This window comes from Modestobacter excelsi (genome assembly GCF_005930495.1).
GTDB classification, from domain to species: Bacteria; Actinomycetota; Actinomycetes; order Mycobacteriales; family Geodermatophilaceae; genus Modestobacter; species Modestobacter excelsi.
Map to the genome: position 1 here is coordinate 49,277 of NZ_SJEX01000014.1, position 21,804 is coordinate 71,080.

The window sequence follows — 21,804 nt, forward strand, 5'->3', positions numbered from 1 at the left end:
CATGAGCTCCCGGTCCTGGATGTCGCTGTGGTCGCAGGGCTCGGCGCTGTCGATCGCCTCGGAGGGATCGTTCCTCTCGATCGGCAGCGTCGGGTCGTTCCTGTCCGTGGGCAGCATCGGCTCGTCCACGTCGCTGTTCTCGGCGTTCAGCTGGCTGTCGGTGGGCTCGGCGCTGTCCGCCCAGTCGGTCGGGTCCGTGCTGTCCTGGCGGTCGGTCGGGGGCGCCCGGTCGGCGGGCCGCGTCGCCGCGGCCGCCGCGCTCGGCCTGGCCCTGGCCGGACGGCGCTGACGTGCCCGCCACCGTGGAGGAGCACCTGGCCGGTCTGCCCGACGACGTCCGGGCCCGGCTGGAGGCGGTCCGCCGGGTCGTGCACGAGGTGGTCCCGGAGGCGGGCGAGACGATCAGCTACGCGATGCCGACGTCCACCCTGGACTGACGAGCCGGCCGGCGCACACCCCCTCGGTCAGCTGCGGCGGCCGAGGAGGTAGCCGACCCAGACGCCGAGCAGGGTGAGCAGGCCACCACCGGCAGCGCCGACCAGCAGGGGCCGCGCCTCGGCCGGCACCCAGCCGCTCGCGGCAGCCGGGGCCTTGGCGTAGGTCACCGGAGCGGCAGGGACGGCCTGGGACGTTCCCGCGGGCACGTCCTGGGCGACCGGCGCCACCTCGGCCACCACGTTGGGCGCGGACAGCTCCTTGTCCACCGCGGCGAAGAACTGGCCGGCCATCCGCTTGGCGACACCGGTGATCATCCGCTGGCCCACCCCGGCCACCGCACCGCCGACCACGGCGTCCGCCGACCAGGTCAGCTCGGTGCCCTCACCCGACGGCCACAGGGTGATCTGCACCGTCGCCCGCACCGAGCCCGGCCCGCCGGAGCCCGAGGCGTGCATGACGTAGGACTTCGGGAAGGCGAGGTCCGACAGGCGCACCTCGCCGGAGTACTTCCCGCGGACGGCGCCGACGCCGGCCGAGACCGCCATCGTGTAGCTGTTCTCGCCGACCTGCTGCAGGCTCTCGCAGCCCGGGATGGTCCGCGCCAGCACCGCCGGGTCGGTGATCACCGCCCAGACCTGCTCGGGCGCCGCCGAGAGCACCGCACTGCCGTCCAGGTTCACGCCATCGCTCCAGTCGCGTTCGTGGGTCCAACGGTGTTCGTCACCTGGTCCGCGTCCGAGCGCACCAGGTCGTACAGCTCCGTGGGCGAGATCGGCATCGCCGCGATCCGCCGTCCCACCGCGTCCTCGATCGCCGAGGCGATCGCCGCCGACCCGGGGATCACGCCGGCCTCGCCGGCGCCCTTGAGGCCCAGCGGGTTCAGCGGCGACGCCGTCTCCTGGTGGTCGATCACCACGTCGGGCACCTCGGAGGCGTAGGGCATCAGGAAGTCCATGAACGAGGCGTTCTGCAGCTGCCCGTCCCGGTCGTAGGCCATCCGCTCGTACAGCGCCCCGCCCACGCCCTGCGCGACGCCGCCGTGGACCTGGCCCTCGACGATCATCGGGTTCACCACGTTGCCGCAGTCGTGCACCACCGCGTAGTCGACGACCTCGATCTCCCAGGTCATCGGGTCGATCTCCACCACCGCGGCGTGCGCGCCGGAGGCGAACGTCGACCGCACCGGGGAGTAGTAGTCGGTGTGCTCCAGACCCGGCGCGTCACCGGCGGCGACCGGCGGCTTGGAGTCGTCGCCCGGCCCGGCGAACTGCGTCGCCTGCTTGGCCGCCTCGTCGAAGGCGTAGCGCAGCGGGTTGGACAGCACCGCGACCGTGCGCAGCGGGATCGAGGCGCCCGGCGTCCCCTTGACCTGGACCAGCCCCTCGTCGATCTCCAGGTCACCGGGGTCGACCTCGAGGACGTCGGCGGCGATCCGCAGCGCCTTCTCCTTCACACCCCGCGCCGCCAGCGCGACGGCGTTGCCGCTCATCACCGCGGCCCGGGAGGCGAAGGTCCCGACGGCGTACCCGAACCGGCGGGTGTCCCCGGTGGTGACCTCGACGTCCTCCATCGGGACCCCGAGCTCGGAGGCGACCAGCTGGGCGAAGACGGTCTCGTGCCCCTGCCCCTGCGAGGTCAGCCCGGTGGAGACCAGCACCTTGCCGCTGCCCAGCACCTGCACGTGCCCGCCCTCGTACGGGCCGGGCCCGGTGCCCTCGACGTACATCGCCATGCCGATGCCGAGGTGCCGGCCGCGCGCGCGGGCCTCGGTGCGGCGATCCTCGAAGGAGTCCCAGTGCACCAGGGCCTTGAGCTTGTCCATCAGCCCGACGTAGTCGCCCGAGTCGTAGACGACCGGCCGGCCGTCCTGGAACGTGAGGTGGTGGTCGTAGGGGAACTGGTCGGCCTGGATGAGGTTGCGCAGCCGCACCTCGGCCCGGTCCAGCCCGCGCTCCTGGGCGATCCGGTCCATCGCCCGCTCCATCGCGAAGCAGCCCTGCGGCCGCCCCGCCCCGCGGTACGGCGTCACGATCACCGTGTTGGTGAAGACGCTCTCCACCTGCACGCGGTACACCGGGACCACGTAGGGGCCGACCAGCTGGGTCGCGGTCACGATCGGGACGATGATCCCGTAGGGGGTGTAGGCGCCGTTGTCGTGCCAGATGTGGACGTCGAGGGCGGTGATCCGCCCGTCGTCGTCGTAGCCGACGGTCACCTCCTGGCGCTGCTGCCGCTCGTGCGCCGAGGAGGTGAAGTGCTCGCGGCGGTCCTCGCTCCACTTGACCTCGTGGCCGAGCAGCCGGGCCGCCATCGGGACCAGCAGCTCCTCGGGCCACGGGTGCACGATCTTCACCCCGAAGCCGCCGCCGACGTCGGGCGCGATGACCTCGACCCGCTCCAGCGAGAGCTGCAGCTTCGCCGCGATCGCCGCGCGCACCGACGTCGAGGCCTGGGTGCTGGTGTAGACCCGCAGCGAGGAGTCGTCGCCGTCCCAGCGCGCGTGCACGCCCTTGCCCTCCATGGGCATGGCGGCGCTGCGCTCGAAGTACTGGGTGAACGACAGCGTGTGCGGCGAGGCGGCCAGGGCCGGCTCGACGTCGCCGGTCTCCTGGTGGTGCCGGGCCGCGACGTTGTCCGGGACGTCGTCGTGGACGGCGTGCACCGCCGCGCGCGCCGCGTCGACGCCGACGACGACCGGCAGCTCCTCGTAGGTCACCGCGATCTTGTCCAGGGCGTCCTCGGCGACGTACCGGTCGGTGGCGACCACCATGACCACGGCCTCGCCGACGTGGTGGACCACGTCCTTGGCCAGCGGGTACCCGGTGCGCGGGGAGGTGAGCTGGGGGTGCGGGATGAGCACCGGCAGCGGCTCGGCCATCGGGCCGACCAGGTCCTCGTAGGTGTAGACCGCCAGCAGGCCCTCGACGTCCACCGCCGCGGTGACGTCGACGTCGACGATCCGGGCGTGCGCGTAGGGGCTGCGGAGGAACGCCGCCGCGTACGCCGACGAGCCGATGTCGTCGAGGTAGCGACCCTGGCCGGTGATCAGCCGGGCGTCCTCGCGCCGACGGACCGGCTCCCCGAACAGCTTGGTGGTCACCGGGCCGCCTGCTCCCGCATCGAGGCCGCGGCGTACCGGCAGGCCTTCTTGATGTTCGCGTAGCCGGTGCACCGGCAGAGGTTGCCGCCCACCAGCTCGTCGACCTCCTCGTCGGTGATCTCCACCGAGGCGTCCCGGGCGTCCAGGCCGGCGGCGATCGTGGTCAGGAAACCCGGCGTGCAGAACCCGCACTGCAGGGCGTGGCACTCCCGGAACGCCTCCTGGATCGGGTGCAGCACCTGACCGCCCTGGTGGTCGGGCCGGGAGAGCCCCTCGACCGTGGTCACCTGGCGGCCGTCGACCTGGACGGCGAGCACCAGGCAGGAGCGGGTCGGTTCGCCGTCGACCAGCACCGTGCACGAGCCGCAGACCCCGTGCTCGCAGCCCACGTGGGTGCCGGTCAGCCCGAACTCGTGCCGCAGCGCGTCGGACAGCAGCCAGCGGACCGGGACGGTTGCTTCACGTGGAACACCGTTGAGGACCACGGTGATGGTCCGCTCCGTGTGGACGGCGCTCATCGCTCGACTCCGCACTCGTTCCGCTCCTCGGTCGCTGGCGCTCCCTGCGGTGCTCGCTCCCGCGTCGTCCTCGCGGCGGTCATGCGGTCCTCCCTGCGGCTTCGGCCGCAGCCTGGGCCAGCGTCCGTCCGGTGAGCGTGCCGACCAGCAGCCGCCGGTAGTCCGCGCTGGCGTGCAGGTCGCCGTCGGGGTCGACCAGCCCGCGGGCCAGCTCGCCGGCGGCGGCCCAGTCCGCGCTGTCGACCGGCTTGCCGGCGACCGCGTCGGTGAGGTCGTGCACCTCGGGCACCAGCCCGACGGAGAGGTACGCCGCCCGGGCGCTCGCCACCCGCCGGTCCGCGTCGAGGGTGACGACGACGCCCGCCCCGCAGACCGCGTAGTCGCCCTTGCGCCGGGCGATCTCGGCGAACGCGGTGCCCGAGCGCGCCGGCAGCGCGGGGAAGAAGGCATCGAGGACGACGGCCGGCCCGTGCACCGAGGTCTCCAGCGGGCCGACGAAGAAGTCGCGCCAGCCGACGGTCTCCCGCCCGCCCGGGGTGGCGACCGTGACCGACCCGTCGGTCAGCGCCAGCACGGAGGTCAGCTCGCCGGAGGGGTCGGCGTGCGCGATCGAGCCGACCGTCGTCCCCCGGTTGCGGATCGCGGGGTGCGCGACGTTCGCCGTCGCCCGGCCCAGCAGCGGCTGGACGGCGGCGGCCTCGGTGGAGCCCAGCAGCGCGACGTGCCGCACCAGCGCGCCCACCCGCACGCCGTCCCGGGTGGCCTCGATGCCGTCCAGCCCGGGCACCCGGTTGATGTCGACCAGCGTGGTCGGCGCGGCCAGGCGCATGGAGAGCAGGGGCAGCAGCGACTGGCCACCGGCCAGCACCTTGGCGCCCTCGTCCGCGGCGAGGACGTCGAGGGCGTCCTCGACCGTCGTCGGGTCGGCGTAGCCGAACGGGGCGGGCTTCACCGGGTGCCGTCACCTCCGAGCAGTCCTGCACGAGCGGGGGAAGGCACGACTCTGTCACCGCGACCTGTGACACGGAAGTACCTCAGCGCTAAATCTTCGAGGGGTGAGTCCCTCACCGCTAAGAGGTCCTCTCGGGTAACGTCCCGCCAGGTGAACGACAGCCAGGGCGTCCGGCACGTCTTCCTGCGGAGCGGCGTCTACGCCGACTCGGTCCGCCTGATGCAGGTCAGCCGGGAGATCGGCGCCCGGGACGGCGTCAGCGCCGTGCTGGTCGCGATGGCCACGCCGCTGAACCTCGAGCTGGCCGCCGGCATGGGCCTGGCGCCCGACGGCGAGGCGAAGCCCGACCAGCTGCTCATCGCGCTCACCGCCACCGACGACGCCGAGCTGACCGCCGCGGTCGCCGCCGTCGAGGCCGCGCTGGCGCACCGCGAGAGGTCCGGCGACGTGCAGACCATCCCCGCGCGGACCATCGGTGCCGGGCTGGCCGACGCGACCGACCCCGCGCTGGCGATCATCAGCGTGCCTGGCCCGTACGCCGCCGCCGAGGCCGCCGACGCCATCGCCGCGGGGCGCAGCGTGCTGGTGTTCAGCGACGGCGTGCCGGTCGAGCAGGAGATCGCGCTCAAGCAGGCGGCGCACGAGGCCGGCGTCCTGGTGATGGGCCCGGACTGCGGCACCGCGATCGTCTCCGGCGTCGCCCTCGGCTTCGCCAACGTCGTCCGGCCCGGCCCGGTCGGCCTGGTCGCGGCCAGCGGGACCGGCGCGCAGCAGGTCAGCTGCCTGCTCGACGCCGCCGGCGTGGGCGTCTCGCACGTCCTCGGCGTCGGTGGCCGCGACCTGTCCGAGGCGGTCGGCGGGCTGGCCACGCTCGACGCCCTCGCCGCGCTGGACGCCGACCCGTCGACCGAGCGGGTGCTGCTGGTCTCCAAGCCCCCGGCCGCCGCGGTCGCGGCGCGGGTGCGCGAGGCGGCCGACCGGCTGTCGGTGCCGGTCCGCTCGGCGGTGCTGTCGGTGGAGTCCCCCGACCTCACCGCCGCGGTGGAGGCGCTCCTCGGCGACCTGGGCGTCGCCGTCCCGGAGTGGCCGAGCCGCCCCGGGACCGCCGACGCGGTGCCGCCCGGCGCCGTGCTGAAGGGCTTCTACTCCGGCGGCACGCTGGCCGACGAGGCGATGCTGATCGCCGCCCCGGTGCTCGGCGACATCCGGTCGAACACCCCGCTGCGGCCCGAGCTCGACCTCGGCACCGACCTGCGCGCCGCGGGGTCGGTGGTCGTCGACTTCGGCGACGACGCCCTGACCGTGGGCCGCGCGCACCCGATGATCGACCCGACGCTGCGGCTGGAGGCGATCGCCGCGCTGGCGGCCGGCGGGGAGCCCGCCGTCCTGCTGCTCGACGTCGTCCTCGGCCACGGCGCCGACCCCGACCCGGCGGCCAGCCTCGGGCCCGCGCTGCAGGCGGCCGGCCTGCCGACCGTCGTCGCGCTGGTCGGTACCGAGGGTGACCCGCAGGGCTGGTCCCGGCAGGCCGACGCCCTCGCCGAGGCCGGTGCCGCGGTCTTCGCCAGCAACGCCACCGCCACCCGGTACGCCCTCAGCCTGATCGGAGACGGCCATGAGTGACCCCCTCGGCGGCCTGCTGGCCGCCCCGCCGTCGATCGTCGCCGCCGGCGTGGAGGTGTTCTCCACCGCGCTCCGGCAGCAGGGCGTGGCGGTCACCGACGTCGACTGGCGTCCGCCGGGTTTCGGCGACCCCGAGGACCTCGCCCAGCTGGCGCTGGACCCGCGCCGCGCCGCCGCCAACCGGGTCGCCGTCGAGCGGGTGCTCGCGGCCGGCTCCGTGCTGGTCGACGTCCGGCCGGCCCGCGAGGTGCTCGACCTGCCCGACCGCACCCTGTTGCACTCCGGCCCGCCGCTGACCTGGGAGACGGCGTCCGGCCCGATGCGCGGGGCCCTCATGGGCGCCGCCGTGTTCGAGGGCTGGGCGACCGACCCGGACGACGCCGAGCGGGTGCTGGCCGCCGGCGAGATCAGCCTCGACCCGTGCCACCACCACCGCACCGTCGGCCCGATGGCCGGGGTGACCAGCCCGTCGATGTGGATGTGGTGCCTGCAGGACCCGGCGAGCGGCGGTCAGGCCTGGTGCAACCTCAACGAGGGCCTGGGCAAGGTGCTGCGGATGGGCGCCTTCAACGAGGAGGTGCAGACCCGGCTGGCCTGGATGCGCGACGTGCTCGGCCCGGTCCTGTCCGCGGCGGTGCGCAGCCGGCCCGAGCCGCTGGACGTCAAGGCGATCCTGGCGCAGATGCTGCAGATGGGCGACGAGGGGCACAACCGCAACCGGGCCGGCTCGCTGATGGCGCTCCGCGAGCTGTCGCCGTCGATCGTCGCCGTCGACGCGCCGTCGAGCGACATCGCCGAGGTGCTCCGATTCATCGGCGGCAACGAGCACTTCTACCTCAACCTCGGCATGCCGACGGCGAAGCTGGCGATGGACGCCGCCCGCGGGGTGCCCGGCTCCACGATGGTGACCGTGCTGTCCCGCAACGGCACCGAGTTCGGCATCCAGACCGCCGGCACCGGCGACCGCTGGTTCACCGGCCCCGCCAACACCCCGGTCGGGCTCTTCCTCGGCGACTACGGGCCCGAGGACGCCAACCCCGACATCGGTGACTCCGCGATCATGGAGGCCTACGGCGTCGGCGGGTTCTCGATGGCCGCGGCTCCGGCGATCGTCCGGTTCGTCGGCGGCTCGGTGCCGGACGCGCTGGCCACGACCGAGCGGATGTACCAGCTCACGCTGACCGAGAACCCGGCCATGCAGATCCCGATCATGGGCTTCCGCGGCTCGCCGACCGGGATCGACGTCCTCAAGGTCGCCCGCACCGGCTGGCTGCCGCAGATCAACACCGGGATGGCCGGCCGGGTCGCCGGTACCGGCCAGGTCGGCGCCGGCCTGGTCCAGCCGCCCCAGCAGTGCTTCGAGCAGGCACTGGCCGCCCTGGCCGAGGAGTCCCGCGCCGCCGTCTGAACTCCCCTGCCCGGCGGGACCGGGCAGGTCAGGCTGCCGGTCGTGCACGGGTGCTGGCCCCACGGGGACGACGACCAGTCCCGCCGGTTCAGCGCGCCCGAGGACGAGGCGCCGGATGTCCCCGCGGACAGCTGGTCCGCCCGCCCCTGAGGGCCATGTTGGCCATCATGGCGCTCAGGGGTAGTCCGCCGTCGACGACCACCACCGAGGGGGACCCATGGCCAGCTGCGAGGTCTGCGGCAACGACCACCGGCTCAGCTTCGAGGTGCACGCCGCGGGCGCGGTGCACACCTTCGACAGCTTCGAGTGCGCCATCCACGCGCTGGCACCGGTCTGCGAGCACTGCGGGGTGAAGGTGGTCGGGCACGGCGTCGAGGCCGACGGCGTGTTCTTCTGCTGCGCCTCCTGCGCCCGCATGCACGGTGAGCTGGCGAGCGCGGCCGAGCTGGTCGACCACGCGGGGCGCGCACCCGACGAGCGGTGAGCCCCGCCGACGTCGTCCGGCTCAGCAAGCGGCTGTCCTACGTGCTGCGGCACCGGCCCGACAGCGTCGGGCTGACCCTGGACGACGCCGGCTGGGTCGGTGTCGACGAGCTGCTCGGTGCCCTGCGGGTGACCCGGTCGCAGCTGGAGGAGGTCGTGGCCCGCAACGACAAGCAGCGGTTCGCCCTCGACGGCAGCGGCACCCGGATCCGGGCCAGCCAGGGGCACAGCGTCGGCGTCGCCCTCGGCTACGCCCCGGCGCAGCCGCCCGCCGAGCTCTTCCACGGGACGACCCAGCGCTTCCTCGCCCGGATCCTGGTCGAGGGCCTGCGCCCGGGCGCCCGGCACGCGGTGCACCTGAGCCCGGACGTCGGGACGGCGCGGGCGGTCGGTGCCCGGCGCGGGCCGCCCGTCGTGCTGCGGGTGGACGCCGCCGCCATGGTGGCCGAGGGCGCGGTGTTCTCCCGGTCGGCGAACGGGGTCTGGCTGGTCGACGCCGTCCCACCCGGACACCTGGCGGTGCTCGCCGCGCCCTGACCGGTGGCGGATGCCAGCATCCCGTCAGCGGGGGATGAGAGCATGGAGGCGACGGGGAGACCGGGCGCCGGCAGGGTGGCCCCAGCCCTGCGGTGTGTGCGGAGGTGCCGGGCTGGACGAGCGGTTGGCCGATCTCGTCCTGGCGACCCCGCTCGCCGAGGTCCAGCGGATGGTCCTCGAGCACGACTGGGCGGCCACCCCGCTGGGTCCCGTCGAGGGCTGGTCGCCCACGCTCCTCTCCACGGTCAGCGCCTGCATGAACTCGCGCTTCCCCATGTTGCTCATCTGGGGCACGGAGCTGGTCATGCTCTACAACGACGCGTACGCGCCCCTCCTGGGAGCGCGCCACCCGAAGGCCCTCGGCAGGTCGCTGTCCGACGTCTGGTCCGACATCTGGCCGACCCTGCGCGGCATGGTCGACGAGGTGCACGCCGGCGCCGCCACCTTCAGCGAGGACCTGCTGCTGGTGACCAGCCGCGACGGGTTCGACGAGGAGACCTTCTTCACCTTCTCGTTCAGCCCGGTGGTGGAGCCCGGCGGTCAGGTCGCCGGGATCCTGGACACGGTCGTGGAGACGACCGGGCGGGTGCTCGCTGCGCGCCGGATGACCGTCCTGCAGCGGCTGGGCAGCCTGCCGCGCTCGGTGCACGGCGGCACCGCCGCAGCGTGCGCCGCGGTCCTCGGGGTGCTGGCCGAGGCCCGCGCCGACTGTCCCTTCGGGCTGGTCTACCTGCTCGGCCCGGACGCGCACACCGCGGGACTGGTGGCCAGCTTCGGCATCGACGGCGACGGCGAGCGGGCGGAACAGCTGTTCCCGGCGCAGGTCCGCGAGGCGATGGCCAGCCGATCGGTCGTCGCCACCTCCGGGCTGGCGACCGCCCTGCCGGGGTTCTCGTCCGCGCGCGCCAGTCCCGCCGGGGAGGCCGACGTCGACGCCGCCTTCGTGCTGCCGCTGTCCGTGGCCGGCCAGACCGCGCCGGTCGGCGCCATCGTGCTCGGCGCCAGCCCGCACCTGCGGATCGACGCGGACTACCGGTCCTTCCTCACGCTGGCCGCCGGGCACGTGTCCGCAGCGGTCACCGATGCCCAGGCCGTCCAGGCCGAGCGCCGCCGGGCCGAGGAGCGGGCCGAGTTCGACAACGCCCGCGCCCAGTTCTTCACCGAGGTCGCGGTCACCCTGCAGCGCGCCGTCCTCGGGCCGACCGTCCTCCCGGAGGGCTTCGCCGTCCACTACGAGCCGGCCAGCGGCACGCTGGAGGTCGGCGGCGACTGGTACGACGTGGTCGACCTGCCGGGCAACCGGTACGGCGTGGTGGTGGGCGACGTCGTCGGCCGGGGGCTGCCTGCCGCGGCCGTCATGGGCCAGCTGCGCAGCGCCATCCGCGCGCTGCTGCTGGAGAGCCACTCGCCGGCGCACGTGCTGGCCGCGCTGGACCGCTTCGCCGAGCTCGTGCCCGGTGCCTCCTGCAGCACGGTCTTCTGTGCCGTCGTCGACCCGGCCGAGGGCACCATGCGCTACAGCAGCGCCGGTCACGTGCCCGCCATCGTCGTCGACGCCGACGGCGCCGCGCGGTTCCTCACCGCGGCGGGTTCGCTGCCCCTGGCCGTCGTCGACGACCTCGTGCGGCCCGAGCGCGACGTCGTCCTGACGCCCGGCTCGACCGTGCTCCTCTACACCGACGGGCTGGTCGAGCGGCGCGACGAGGACCTGGACCAGGGCATGGACCGGGCGGTCGCCGCGGTCGCCGACGGCCGGCACCTGGCCCCTGCGGCTCTCGCCGAGCTGCTCACCGACCAGCTGCTGTCGGACGCACCCGACGACGACGTCGCCTTCCTGCTCTACCGCACCCCCGCCTGAACCCCCGGGTGCCGGACGGCGAGCAGCGCCACGTCGTCGTCCACCCGGCCGCCGAGCTCGGCGAGCAGCTCGTCGCAGAGCCGGTCCAGCGGCCCCTGCCCGTGGGCCTGCACCGCCTGGAGCAGCCAGGCGAAGCCGGCGTCCAGCGGCGCCGTGCGCCGTTCCACCAGCCCGTCGGTGTAGAGGAGCAGCGTGTCGCCGGGGTGCAGCGCCAGCTCGTGGTCGGAGCGTGCGACGTCGGGGGCGACCCCCAGCAGGCGCTCGGGCGGGCGGTCGAGCAGCTGCACGCGCCCGTCCGCGCAGCGCAGCACCGGGGGCGGGTGGCCGGCGTTGGACCAGGACACCGTCGCCGTGCCGTCGCGGTCGCGGGAGACGCTGGCGACCGTGACCGTGACCAGGGTGTGCAGGCCGAGGTCGGCGAGCACCTGGTCCACGGTGCTCAGCACGGTGGCCGGGGAGTCCGCCGCCGACGAGGCGATCGCCCGCAGCATCCCCCGGACCTGGGCCATGGTCGCCGCCGCCGGCGCGTCGTGGCCGGCGACGTCGCCGATGACCAGCATCGTCGTCCCGTCGGGCAGCACGAAGGCGTCGTACCAGTCACCGCCCACCTGGGCGTGCCGGCCGGCCGGCAGGTACCGCACCGCGGTCGTCAGCCAGTCGACCTCGGGCGGCGGGCCGAGCAGGCTGAGCTGCAGCGTCTCGGCGGTGCGCAGGGCGGCGCGGTTGGCGGCGGCCTCGGTGCGCAGCTGGGCGAGGTGCGTGTCCCGGCGTACCCGCAGCGTGCACGCGCCCACGGCCAGCACGGTCGCCACGGTGACCCCCACCAGCCGGATCGACTGGGCCAGCAGCCGCCCCTCGACGTACTGGCCGTCGTAGACGCCGATCAGGGCCGCGGCCAGCAGCGCCAGCAGGCCGTAGCCCACGGTCGCCCGGCGGCCGAGGGCGGTGGCCGCGAGCAGCGGCGGCATGGTGAGCAGGCCGATCAGCGACTGGCCGCGACCACTGAGCAGGTCGGCCAGCACGATCGCGGCGAGGACGGCGGCGGGCATGACCCGCTGCACCCGCCTGGACCCGCTCACCGTGGCGCCCCTCGTCCGTCCGGTTCGTCGGCCACAACGTAGACGAGCGTGCGGCCGGCACCGGAGGACGCGCCCTGCGGCCGCCGGAACACCGCCCTCCCGGCCCGCCTTGCACCCGCCGTGCGCATCGACCTCACCGGCCGCGACCCCGGCCGGCTCGAGGGGGCGGCCGACCAGCTTCGGGCCGCCGTCGAGGAGGCGGAGGTGACCACCGTGGCCGGCGACGTCGTCACCGACGAGGGGACGGCGCACCTGCTGGCAGCGGTCCCGGACGTCGACGTGCTCGTCGACAACCTGGGCGTCTTCGGGGCGCAGCCGGCGCTGGAGGTCAGCGACGACGAGTGGCGCCGCTACTTCGAGACCAACGTGCTGACCGCCGTCCGGCTCACCCGGTCCTACCTGCCGGGCATGCGGGAGCGCGGCTGGGGCCGCGTCCAGTACATCGCCAGCGACTCGGCCGTGGTGATCCCGGCCGAGGTGATCCACTACGGCATGTCCAAGACGGCGTTGCTCGCCGTCTCGCGCGGGTTCGCCAAGGAGGCCGCCGGGTCCGGCGTGACGGTCAACTCGGTGATCGCCGGGCCGACGCACACCGGCGGAGTCGAGGAGTTCGTGCACTCCCTGGTCGGCGACCAGCTCTCCTGGGACGAGGCGCAGCGGGAGTTCATGCGCCGGCACCGGCCGCAGTCGCTGCTGCAGCGGCTGATCGAGCCCGAGGAGATCGCCTCCATGTGCGTCCACCTCGCCTCGCCGCTGGCCTCGGCCACGACCGGCGGCGCGCTGCGGGTGGACGGCGGCTACGTGGACGCGATCCTGCCCTGACGTGCGACGTGCGTCGGCGGGACCGCTGCACAGGAAGCCGTGGCAGGCTCCTCGGTCGATGGCACGAGGAGCCGGTCCAGCGCACGCGGAGGTCACCGATGGCAGCCGATGAACCGTCCCGGCGACCGCTCCCCCCGCAGCTGGACCCCCGCGCCGGACGCTCCGCGCACCCGGCCGGCCCCCACCCGCAGCGGACCGGGCGACCGGCCGTCGTGGGCCGGGTCGTCGCGGCGGTGCTGAGCCTGACCCTGCTCGCCGGCAGTGGCTGGGGCTGGTACCTCGCCCGGGTGGCCGAGGCCAGCATCGGCCGCACCGACGCCATCCCCACCGAGGGCAACACCGACGCGCAGGGCAGCGATCACGCCGGGCAGGCGATGAACCTGCTGCTGGTCGGGCGGGACTCGCGCGCGGGGCTGACGCCCGAGCAGGCCGAGGAGTTCAGCACCGGGGACCCCGAGGGTCTGCTCAACACCGACACGATGATCCTGGTGCACATCCCGGCGGACGGTTCGGCCGCGGCGTTCGTCTCCATCCCGCGGGACCTGTACGTGTCGATCCCCGGGTACGGGGAGTCCAAGCTCAACTCCGCCTTCGGTCGCGGGTACGACGACGCCGAGGGGTCGGAGGCCGACAAGGAGGCCGCCGGCGCCCGGCTGCTGATCCAGACCATCAGCGGCGTGACCGGCGTCCAGATCGACCACTTCGCCGAGGTCAACCTGCTGGGGTTCATCAACATCAGCAGCATCGTCGGCGGCGTCGAGGTGAACCTGTGCAAGGCCACCGACGACCCGTTGTCGGGTGCGCACTTCGAGGCCGGCGAGCAGACGATCAGCGGCGCCGAGGCCCTCGCCTTCGTCCGGCAGCGGCACGGCCTCAACAGCGAGATCGACCGGCAGGTGCGCCAGCAGGTCTTCCTCGCCGGGTTGATCCGCAACGTCCTGTCGCAGGACCTGCTGCTCAACCCCGTCAAGCAGCGCCAGGTCATCGAGCAGGTGGGTACCAGCGTCACGGTCGACGAGGGCCTGGACCTGTTCGACCTGGCCGCTCAGATGCAGTCGGTGCGGCCCGACGAGATCACCTTCCAGACGATCCCCGGACTGGCCGACGCCAAGGAGGACGCGGGTGACGTGCTGGAGCCGGTGGACCCCGACGCCCTGAAGGAGTTCTTCGCGTCGTTGAGCGCCACCCCGTCGCCGGCTGCGGCCGCCCCGTCGGTCGAGGCCGCCGACCCCGCCGACGTCACGGTCAGCGTGCTCAACGGCTCCGGCGTCCCCGGGGCCGCGGCGACCGCCGCCGAGGCGCTCACCGAGGCCGGGTTCGACGCCAGCAGCGGCGGCAACGCCGCCGCCACGGACGTCACGACCGTCAGCGCCGCGACCGGGGACGAGGCGCTGGCCGCCGCGGTCGCGGCCCAGGTCCCCGGCGCCGCCGTGACCGTCGACGACTCGCTCACGTCGGGCACCGTCCAGCTGGTGCTGGGCGCGGACTCCAACGGCATCGGCTCGCCCGTCAGCGCACCGGTCGCCGACACCCCGGCCGGCACCTACGCCTCCAGCGAGCGCACCGCCGAGGACACCAGCTGCATCGCCTGACGAAGGACCCCGTCCTCCCCGCCACCCCTCGCAAGCTCGGGGCGGCGGGGCCCTGGACGGGGCCGAAGGGCTAGACCTCGACGATGGCGGCCACCGGGCCGCCGCCGGACGGGCCCTGGTGCACCGCGGCCACCGACACGAACACGGCCGGGTCGCCGGTCACCGACGCGGCGACACCGCCCACGGTGGCCTTGATCTGGCGGTGCCAGAACACGTCGGAGTCGTCGAGCATCGCGTTGCGGCGGCCGCGGACGTAGCCGGTCGGGTCGGCCTCGCACTTGAGGAAGACGTTGACCAGCTTGTCGCCCAGGTCGCTGGTGTGCGGCCGCTCGGGCAGGTCGAGGCCGGCGTTCCGGATGGCGTTCCAGATGCCGTCCTGGTCCAGCGCGTCCTCCATCACCGAGTGGCCGATCCGGTAGTTGCCACCGTGCCCGCGGGCGTTGCCGACGACGACGATCTGCGCCTGGTCCAGCTCGACGCCCGAGGAGCACGAGGCGACCGCGCTGAACAGCGAGAAGTCGCGCATGACCTGCTTCTGCTCCGGCATCTCGATCTCGCCCAGGGCGAGTGCGATGCCCAGCGCCGTCGTGCCGTTGGACAGGTCCATCGAGCCGTGCGGCTCGTCGTAGTAGGTGTCCTGGCCGCGGGAGTGCGCGTCGCGGATCGTCTCGATCGTCAGCAGCGGGGTCTTGGTCTGCACGTAGTGCACGTCGGCGGGGTCGGTGATGCCGGCCTCGGCCATCGCGCGGCGCACGCCCTCGGCCACCTTCTCGACCATGGTCAGCCGGCCGATGTCCTCGGGCAGCAGGGTCTCGCTCATCGCGAACCCGACGGTCAGCCGCGGCTCGTCGGTCTTCTCGACCGCGTCCTCGGGCAGCGTGGCGAAGATCGTCGCGTGCGGGCTGATGACGCCGTCCGTGCCACCGGACCAGACGATCGGCACCTGCTTGACCTCGTCGGCCGTGCGGGTGCCCTTGGCCACCAGCACCTCGCGGAACGCGCGGTCGGCGATGATCCGGGTGTAGTCGTTCACCCCGCCGTTGCCCTCGGTCTTGCCGATGACGGCGATGACCCGGTCGGCGTCCATGACGCCCTCGTCGATGAGCTTGGCGAGCTCGGAGGCGTCGCTGACGTTGTGCAGCGGGACCTTGCGGACCTCGATCGGTGCGGGCACTGGATGACTCTCTCTCTTCATTGGGTACCGGCCTCCCTGCAGGGCCCGCCGCGAGCGTGCGAGCGGTGGGGGCAGGGAGGTCCTTCGTCTCTCAGGAAGCGATGAGCAGGGTGCCGACGTCGTCACCACTGACGGCGTCGGAGATGGACTCGAGCGTGGTGATGACGGCGCGGGTTCCGCCCCGCTCCACGAAGCGCAGGGCGGCCTCGACCTTCGGGCCCATGCTGCCGCGGGCGAACTGGCCGGCGGCGGCGAGCTCCCGCAGCTCGGCGGCGGTCACCCGGTGCAGGGCGCGGGCGTGCGGCGTCCCGAAGTCGACCATGACGTGCGGGACGTCGGTGGCGATGACCAGGGTGTCGGAGCCGAGCTCACGGGCCAGCAGCGCGGCGGTCAGGTCCTTGTCGATCACGGCCTCGACGCCCCGCAGCCCGGCGCCGTCGGGTCCGTCGTCCACCACCGGGACGCCACCACCGCCGGCGCAGACGACGACGAAGCCGGCGGCGCTCAGCGCGGCGATCGCCGGGACGTCGACGACCGACAGCGGCTCGGGGGAGGCGACGACGCGGCGCCAGCCGCGCTCGCCCCGGTCCTCCCAGAGCTGGCCCAGGTCGATGAACCGCTGGGCCTGGTCGGCGGGCAGGAACCGGCCGACGGGCTTGGTGGGCGCGGCGAAACCGGGGTCGCGGGGGTCGACGAGCGTGCGGGTGACCAGCGCCGCGGTGCGCTGGGGGAGTCCCCGGGCGGTGAGCGCGGCGTCGAGCTCGTCGGAGAGGGTGAAGCCGATGGTCGCCTGGGTCTGGGCGACGTTCCAGTCCAGCGGGACCGGGGGCACCTCGTGGGCGGCCAGCTCGTTCTTCACCAGCAGGTTGCCCACCTGCGGACCGTTGCCGTGGGTGAGCACGACCTCGGCGCCGGTGGCGACGACGGCGGCGACGTGCCGGGCGGCCACGGCGATCGCGTCCCGCTGGGCGCCGGGCGTCGCCGACCCGTCGGGGCCGGTCATGGCGTTGCCCCCGAGCGCGATGACGACGCGGCGAGGGAGGGTCATTGGCTGACCCTAACCCGAACTTCCTTAGCGGTGAAGTACCCGCGGCCCTGCTGCAGGGCAGCGGGGTCCTCCCTCAGGCGGCGGCGGCCTCGCTGCGCTGGCCGACGGTCGGGCGCTCGGCGAGGCGGACGACCTGCACCGGGTCGGCGGGGGCGTCCCCGGTCTCGGCGAGCTGCGCGATGGTGGACATCGCGTCGTCGTGCAGGCGGGCGACCGCGTGCAGGGCCTCGGCGAGAGCTAGGCCGGCCGCGGTGTCCTCGACGTCGGTGGCGGTGGTTCCCGGAGTGGTCACGTCCTCCTCATCGGCAGTGCACGACCGATGTGGCACCCCCTCGGACGTCAGATCGCGACGAACTGCCGGCGTCCCTGCGTGGGGGCGGCGGCGAACTCGTCGGTCGCTGCGTCGGCCGCTGCGGTCTCCGCGGCGCCCAGCCGGGCGGTGACGTTGGTGGCGGACGGCCGGGGGCGCAGCAGCAGCGGGGGCAGCTCCAGCACCGGCAGCACCCGGAACTCGTCGTCCTCGTCCTCGTCCTCGGCCGGGAGCTCGTCGTCCTCGTCCGCCACCGACCACGAGGCCGGCTCGCGGTAGGTCACGGGCTCGTCGACCTCGACCGCCGCCGGGGCGTCCTCGACCGGCTGGTCCCAGGTGTCCGCGAGGGCGGCGATGGTGGCCATCGCCTCGTCGTGGAGCTGCGCGACGACCGCGTGTGCGGTGGACGCCACGGCGTCGATGGAGAAGGTGCCGTCGAAGAGGGGCTGCGCTGTCACGATCACCCTGATCGGCACTCCGGACGCCGACCGTGACGGAACGGTCCAGCGACGGCGCGGGTCAGCGCCGCCAGAAGTCGAAGCGGTCCCGCCCCGGGCGGAACCCGGCCTGCTCCACGACGTCGACGGCGAGCTCGAACCGCTGGCCCACCAGGTGCGGCTGGTGCCCGTCGCTGCCGAAGCTCACCGCGTCGCCACCCTCCTCGCGGTACCAGCGCAGCAGCTCCACCGACCACAGCGGACTGGTGGTGTTGACCTCCAGCGCCCGGCCGGAGCCGGCGAGGGCGCGGAACACCTCGCGGTACTGCTCCTCGAACACCGCCTCGGAGTACCGGTCGCGCCCCCCGGGCCAGTAGCGCCGGGGGAAGTCGCAGTGCGCCAGCACCTGGAAGACGTCGCTGTGCTCGATCATGGCGACCATCTCGGTGAGATAGCGGCGCATCGTCTCGACGACGTCGATCCCCGGCGCGTGGAGCAGCCGGTTCACGCCCATCAGCCGGCCGTCGAGCGGCAGCGAGTGCAGCGAGCCGAGCACGCGGTCGACCGGTGCGGCCTGCAGGTGGGCGGCCACGCTGGCCCCGAACAGGTGCGGTTCCCCCGCCTCGACCCCGGACCAGACGCGCAGCTGCGGGAACCGCTCGCGGGCCTCCCAGATCGTCTCCGCGTACAGGTCGACGTCGATCGGCAGCTGGTTGGCGGGGTGCCGGTCCTCCAGCCCCTGCGCGGTCGCCCGGTCGGCGGCGTCCCAGACGGTGAAGTCCAGGTGCTCGGTGAAGGCGAGGGCGGGCAGCCCGATGTCGACGGCGTGCGCGCAGGCGCGCAGGAGCGAGGCCCGTGGGCCGGTGTCCCACGAGAACTCGGAGTGCACGTGGTTGTCCGGCGGCAGCATCGGTCCCCATCCAACCGGTCGTCCACAGCCACCGCACGCCGGGCCCGCGTTGTCGGTGCCGCCGCCTACGGTCGGGGCATGAGCACCACTGTCGAGACGGATCTGGCCGACGAGGCGCTCGGCGTCCTGCGCGAGCTCACCGGCCGCCCCGAGGCGGTGTTCCGGGAGGGGCAGGACGCCGCGGTCACCGCGCTGGTCGAGCGCCAGGAGCGCGCGCTGGTCGTGCAGCGCACCGGCTGGGGCAAGTCCGCCGTCTACTTCGTCTCCACCGCCCTGCTGCGCCGCCGCGGGAAGGGCCCGACGCTGCTGGTGAGCCCACTGCTGGCCCTGATGCGCGACCAGGTGGCGGCTGCTGCCCGGGCCGGCATCAAGGCCGTCGAGATCTCCAGCTCCAACGTCACCGAGTGGGACGACATCAACGCCCGGCTGGCCGCCGACGACGTCGACGTCCTGCTCGTGTCACCGGAGCGGCTGACCAACCCGCGGTTCCGCGACGAGCAGCTCCCCGCGCTGGTCGCGCGCTGCGGCCTGCTGGTCGTCGACGAGGCGCACTGCGTCTCCGACTGGGGGCACGACTTCCGTCCCGACTACCGCCGCATCCGCGACCTGCTCGGCCAGCTGCCGGCCGGGACCCCGGTGCTGGCCACGACGGCGACGGCGAACGAGCGGGTCGTCGCCGACGTGGCCGAGCAGCTGGGGGCCGGCGGAGTGGGGGTCACCACCGTGCGGGGTCCGCTCGCCCGCGACTCGCTGCGGCTGGGCGTGCTCCGGCTGGACACCGACCGCGCCCGGCTGGCCTGGCTGGCCGCGCACCTGGAGAGCCTGCCGGGCAGCGGCATCGTCTACACCCTCACCGTCGCCGCGGCCGAGGAGACCGCCGCGCTGCTGCGCGACGCCGGGCACGAGGTGCGCGCCTACACCGGCCGGCTCGACGACGCCGACCGCAAGGACGCCGAGGAGGCGCTGCGGGAGAACCGGGTCAAGGCGCTGGTCGCCACCTCCGCGCTGGGCATGGGCTTCGACAAGCCCGACCTGGGGTTCGTCGTGCACCTCGGCGCGCCGTCGTCGCCGGTCAGCTACTACCAGCAGGTCGGCCGCGCCGGCCGCGCCGTCGACCACGCCGACGTGCTGCTGCTCCCCGGGCCGGAGGACCTGGCGATCTGGCAGTGGTTCGCCACCTCGTCGATGCCGCGGGAGGACCACGCGGCCGCGGTGCTCAGCGCGATGGCCGACGGCAAGGCCTGGTCGGTCGCCCGGCTCGAGACCGTTGCCGACGTCCGCCGGTCCCGGTTGGAGCTGCTGCTGAAGGTGCTCGCCGTCGACGGTGCGGTGGAGCGGGTGCAGGGCGGCTGGCGCTCGACCGGCGTCCCGTGGGTGTACGACGCCGACCGGTACACCCGGGTGACGGCCACCCGTGAGGCCGAGCAGCGGGCGATGATCGCCTACGCGCGGCCGGTGGACGCCGCCGAGTGCCGGATGGCGTTCCTGCAGGAGGCGCTGGACGACCCGACGGCGGCCCCCTGCGGCCGGTGCGACGTGTGCGCCGGCGCCTGGTACCCGACCGACATCCCGGCCGGGGCGTCGCAGGCCGCCTCCGCCCGGCTCGACCGCCCGGGGGTGGAACTGGCGCCGCGCGCGCAGTGGCCGACCGGTGCCGACCGGCTCGGGGTCCAGGTCAAGGGCAAGATCGCGGTCTCGGAACAGGTGGAGACCGGTCGGGCCGTGGCCCGGCTCACCGACCTGGGCTGGGGGCAGCGGCTGCGCACCCTGCTCGGCGACGACGGCGTGGGCGGGGTGGCCACCCTCGCCGACGACCTCGAAGCGCCGTCGATCGAGGAGGACCCGGACGCCGCCTACGACGTCTCCCACCGGGTGATCCGGCCCGGCCTGCCGTCCGACGCACCGCCGGACGAGGAGCTGCTGAAGGCCTGCGCCCGGGTGCTCGGTGCCTGGGACTGGGCCCGCCGTCCCGGGGCGGTCGTCGCCATGCCGTCCCGGCGTCGCCCGGCCTTGGTGGCGGGCGTGGCCCAGGGGCTCGCCGGGCTCGGCAGGCTGCCGTACCTGGGGGCGCTGGACCTCGTGCACGGCGGCCCGACGGGCGGCCCGGGCGGCAACAGCGCCTTCCGGCTGGCCGGTGTGTGGCAGCGGATCGCGGTGGGACCCGAGCTCCGTGCCCGGCTGGCCGACCTGGGCGACGCGCCGGTGCTGCTGGTGGACGACCTGGCCGACTCCCGCTGGACCATGACGGTGGCCGGTCGTGAGCTGCGCCTGGCCGGTGCGGGCGCCGTCCTGCCCTTCGTCCTCGCTCTGTCGGCCTGACGAAGGACCCCTCTGCCCCCCACGCCCCGCAAGCTCGGCGCGGGCCCCTGCAGAGGGGGGCCGCTGACGTACGTCGCATCGAGCCCTTTTCCACAGGTTTTCGAACAGGTGTGCGAAACCTGCGCTAGCGTTCCGGCATGTCTCTCGCGCACCAGCCGTCCATGTGGGACGTCGCCGAGGAGCCGGCGCTCACGCCCCTTGCCGGTCGGGTGACCCGGCACCCGTTGTCGCGGGGCGCCTGGGTCGACCACCTGCCCGGCTGGGTCGAGGGCTCCGACCAGGTGCTCGACGTCCTGCTCGGGGACATCGGCTGGCGGGAGGACCGGCGGCAGATGTACGACCGCGAGGTCGCCGTCCCCCGGCTGCTGCGCTGGTACGGCGGGGACGAGACGCTGCCGCACCGCACCCTCAGCGACGCCCGGCGGGCGCTGAACACCCACTACGGCCCCGAGCTCGGCGAGGCGTTCGTGACCGCCGGCATGTGCCTCTACCGCGACGGCCGGGACAGCGTCGCCTGGCACGGCGACCGGATCGGCCGCAGCCGCACCGAGGACACGATGGTGGCGATCGTGTCGTTCGGCTCCCCTCGGCCGCTCCTGCTCCGACCGGTGGGAGGTGGCGGCAGCCTGCGCTTCCCCCTGGGGCACGGCGACCTCGTCGTCATGGGCGGGTCCTGTCAGCGGACGTGGGAGCACTGCATCCCGAAGACGACGAGGGCCGTCGGACCACGGGTGAGCGTCCAGTACCGCCCTCGTGGCGTGGCCTGAACGCCGTCCTCCCAGCTCAGCGCGGCCCGGACCCCATCGATCGACCCCCTGGGGACCCCCCCGTGCACGGGCCTCTCAGGGCGTGTAATGTTCCTTCTGCACCGAGCGAGAACGGACCGGGCCGCAAGGCCTGGGAAACCGCCGGCCGAATCCCTGAGGTTCGACTGCTGCGGAACTCGGTGTACAGTGGGCATCACCGCCACGGGAGTTCGGCCGAGCAATTGGTCGGCAAACGTGCGCGTCCGCTCCTTGAGAACTCAACAGCGTGCCGAAAGTCAGTGCCAAGTATCTATACCCCCATTTGCGGATTCTTCGGGGTTCGTGGGGTTCCTTTGGTTGATTGAACGAGAGTGCCAACTCTCGGTCTCAGCTGTGATCAAATCATCTACGGAGAGTTTGATCCTGGCTCAGGACGAACGCTGGCGGCGT

At 74.0% G+C, this 21,804-nt stretch carries 21 protein-coding genes; 11 read left to right on the forward strand and 10 right to left on the reverse strand.

The window, feature by feature from the left end; genetic code table 11:
• Position 1: 1 nt before the first annotated feature.
• Positions 2-289 carry a hypothetical protein gene (locus FHL80_RS07415; RefSeq protein ID WP_138732806.1) on the forward strand — a complete coding sequence of 96 codons (288 nt, stop codon included), beginning with the start codon at positions 2-4 and terminating at the stop codon, positions 287-289.
• Position 290: 1 nt separating this feature from the next.
• On the forward strand, positions 291-437 hold the full coding sequence (locus FHL80_RS07420) for a DUF1801 domain-containing protein (RefSeq protein WP_216870514.1): 147 nt from the start codon (positions 291-293) through the stop codon (positions 435-437).
• Positions 438-464: 27 nt separating this feature from the next.
• On the opposite strand, the gene FHL80_RS07425 is transcribed toward FHL80_RS07420, so the two are convergent.
• The 4 genes from FHL80_RS07425 to FHL80_RS07440 all read right to left on the reverse strand — a co-directional run bounded on the left by FHL80_RS07425 (position 465) and on the right by FHL80_RS07440 (position 5,008).
• Entirely contained in the window at positions 465-1,118 is a 654-nt protein-coding gene (locus FHL80_RS07425; protein WP_138732807.1) for an SRPBCC family protein, read from the reverse strand.
• A complete protein-coding gene (gene cutA / locus FHL80_RS07430) occupies positions 1,115-3,538 on the reverse strand; it encodes an aerobic carbon-monoxide dehydrogenase large subunit (RefSeq protein WP_138732808.1) in 2,424 nt (807 codons plus the stop codon). The genes FHL80_RS07425 and cutA overlap by 4 nt, the downstream gene beginning before the upstream one ends.
• On the reverse strand, positions 3,535-4,056 hold the full coding sequence (locus tag FHL80_RS07435) for a (2Fe-2S)-binding protein (protein WP_138732809.1): 522 nt from the start codon (positions 4,054-4,056) through the stop codon (positions 3,535-3,537). Before FHL80_RS07435 ends, cutA begins: the two co-directional genes overlap by 4 nt.
• Positions 4,057-4,135: 79 nt before the next feature.
• Positions 4,136-5,008: an FAD binding domain-containing protein gene (locus tag FHL80_RS07440; protein WP_138732810.1), complete on the reverse strand. Its 873-nt coding sequence runs from the start codon at positions 5,006-5,008 to the stop codon at positions 4,136-4,138.
• Between the two features lie 150 nt (positions 5,009-5,158).
• On the opposite strand from FHL80_RS07440, the gene FHL80_RS07445 reads away from it, so the two are divergent.
• From FHL80_RS07445 to FHL80_RS25290, 5 genes are all read left to right on the forward strand, one after another.
• Complete coding sequence (locus FHL80_RS07445) at positions 5,159-6,631, forward strand: AllF/FdrA family protein (protein ID WP_138732811.1); 1,473 nt, start codon at positions 5,159-5,161, stop codon at positions 6,629-6,631.
• Entirely contained in the window at positions 6,624-8,039 is a 1,416-nt protein-coding gene (locus FHL80_RS07450) for a YlbE family protein (protein WP_138732812.1), read from the forward strand. Before FHL80_RS07445 ends, FHL80_RS07450 begins: the two co-directional genes overlap by 8 nt.
• A gap of 217 nt (positions 8,040-8,256) precedes the next feature.
• Complete coding sequence (locus FHL80_RS07455; protein WP_138732813.1) at positions 8,257-8,523, forward strand: metallothionein; 267 nt, start codon at positions 8,257-8,259, stop codon at positions 8,521-8,523.
• On the forward strand, positions 8,520-9,059 hold the full coding sequence (locus tag FHL80_RS07460; protein ID WP_138732814.1) for an RNA 2'-phosphotransferase: 540 nt from the start codon (positions 8,520-8,522) through the stop codon (positions 9,057-9,059). The genes FHL80_RS07455 and FHL80_RS07460 overlap by 4 nt, the downstream gene beginning before the upstream one ends.
• A gap of 124 nt (positions 9,060-9,183) precedes the next feature.
• Positions 9,184-10,917, forward strand: coding sequence for a SpoIIE family protein phosphatase (locus FHL80_RS25290; RefSeq protein WP_216870515.1), 1,734 nt, complete (start codon positions 9,184-9,186; stop codon positions 10,915-10,917).
• Here the strand turns inward: FHL80_RS25290 and FHL80_RS07470 are convergent.
• On the reverse strand, positions 10,899-11,996 hold the full coding sequence (locus tag FHL80_RS07470) for a PP2C family protein-serine/threonine phosphatase (RefSeq protein WP_246078524.1): 1,098 nt from the start codon (positions 11,994-11,996) through the stop codon (positions 10,899-10,901). The genes FHL80_RS25290 and FHL80_RS07470 overlap by 19 nt on opposite strands.
• A gap of 48 nt (positions 11,997-12,044) precedes the next feature.
• Between FHL80_RS07470 and FHL80_RS07475 the strand changes: the two genes are divergently transcribed.
• Both FHL80_RS07475 and FHL80_RS07480 read left to right on the forward strand, forming a co-directional pair.
• Entirely contained in the window at positions 12,045-12,818 is a 774-nt protein-coding gene (locus FHL80_RS07475) for an SDR family NAD(P)-dependent oxidoreductase (protein WP_138732815.1), read from the forward strand.
• A 98-nt stretch (positions 12,819-12,916) separates the two neighbouring features.
• On the forward strand, positions 12,917-14,410 hold the full coding sequence (locus tag FHL80_RS07480) for an LCP family protein (protein ID WP_138732816.1): 1,494 nt from the start codon (positions 12,917-12,919) through the stop codon (positions 14,408-14,410).
• A 70-nt stretch (positions 14,411-14,480) separates the two neighbouring features.
• On the opposite strand, the gene bar is transcribed toward FHL80_RS07480, so the two are convergent.
• The 5 genes from bar to FHL80_RS07500 all read right to left on the reverse strand — a co-directional run bounded on the left by bar (position 14,481) and on the right by FHL80_RS07500 (position 18,289).
• Positions 14,481-15,584: a barbiturase gene (gene bar, locus FHL80_RS07485; RefSeq protein WP_138732817.1), complete on the reverse strand. Its 1,104-nt coding sequence runs from the start codon at positions 15,582-15,584 to the stop codon at positions 14,481-14,483.
• 91 nt (positions 15,585-15,675) lie between these two features.
• Positions 15,676-16,632, reverse strand: coding sequence for a carbamate kinase (locus FHL80_RS07490; protein ID WP_138732818.1), 957 nt, complete (start codon positions 16,630-16,632; stop codon positions 15,676-15,678).
• 73 nt (positions 16,633-16,705) lie between these two features.
• Positions 16,706-16,924, reverse strand: coding sequence for a hypothetical protein (locus FHL80_RS25295; protein WP_216870516.1), 219 nt, complete (start codon positions 16,922-16,924; stop codon positions 16,706-16,708).
• A 47-nt stretch (positions 16,925-16,971) separates the two neighbouring features.
• Positions 16,972-17,400, reverse strand: a complete 429-nt coding sequence (locus tag FHL80_RS25300) for a hypothetical protein (RefSeq protein ID WP_216870517.1) — start codon at positions 17,398-17,400, stop codon at positions 16,972-16,974.
• A 61-nt stretch (positions 17,401-17,461) separates the two neighbouring features.
• Complete coding sequence (locus FHL80_RS07500; RefSeq protein ID WP_138732820.1) at positions 17,462-18,289, reverse strand: PHP domain-containing protein; 828 nt, start codon at positions 18,287-18,289, stop codon at positions 17,462-17,464.
• Between the two features lie 78 nt (positions 18,290-18,367).
• Here FHL80_RS07500 and FHL80_RS07505 point away from each other — a divergent pair, with 78 nt between their 5' ends.
• Both FHL80_RS07505 and FHL80_RS07510 read left to right on the forward strand, forming a co-directional pair.
• Positions 18,368-20,608: a DEAD/DEAH box helicase gene (locus FHL80_RS07505; protein ID WP_138732821.1), complete on the forward strand. Its 2,241-nt coding sequence runs from the start codon at positions 18,368-18,370 to the stop codon at positions 20,606-20,608.
• Between the two features lie 137 nt (positions 20,609-20,745).
• Positions 20,746-21,375: an alpha-ketoglutarate-dependent dioxygenase AlkB gene (locus FHL80_RS07510; protein WP_138732822.1), complete on the forward strand. Its 630-nt coding sequence runs from the start codon at positions 20,746-20,748 to the stop codon at positions 21,373-21,375.
• The last annotated feature ends 429 nt before the right edge of the window (positions 21,376-21,804 follow it).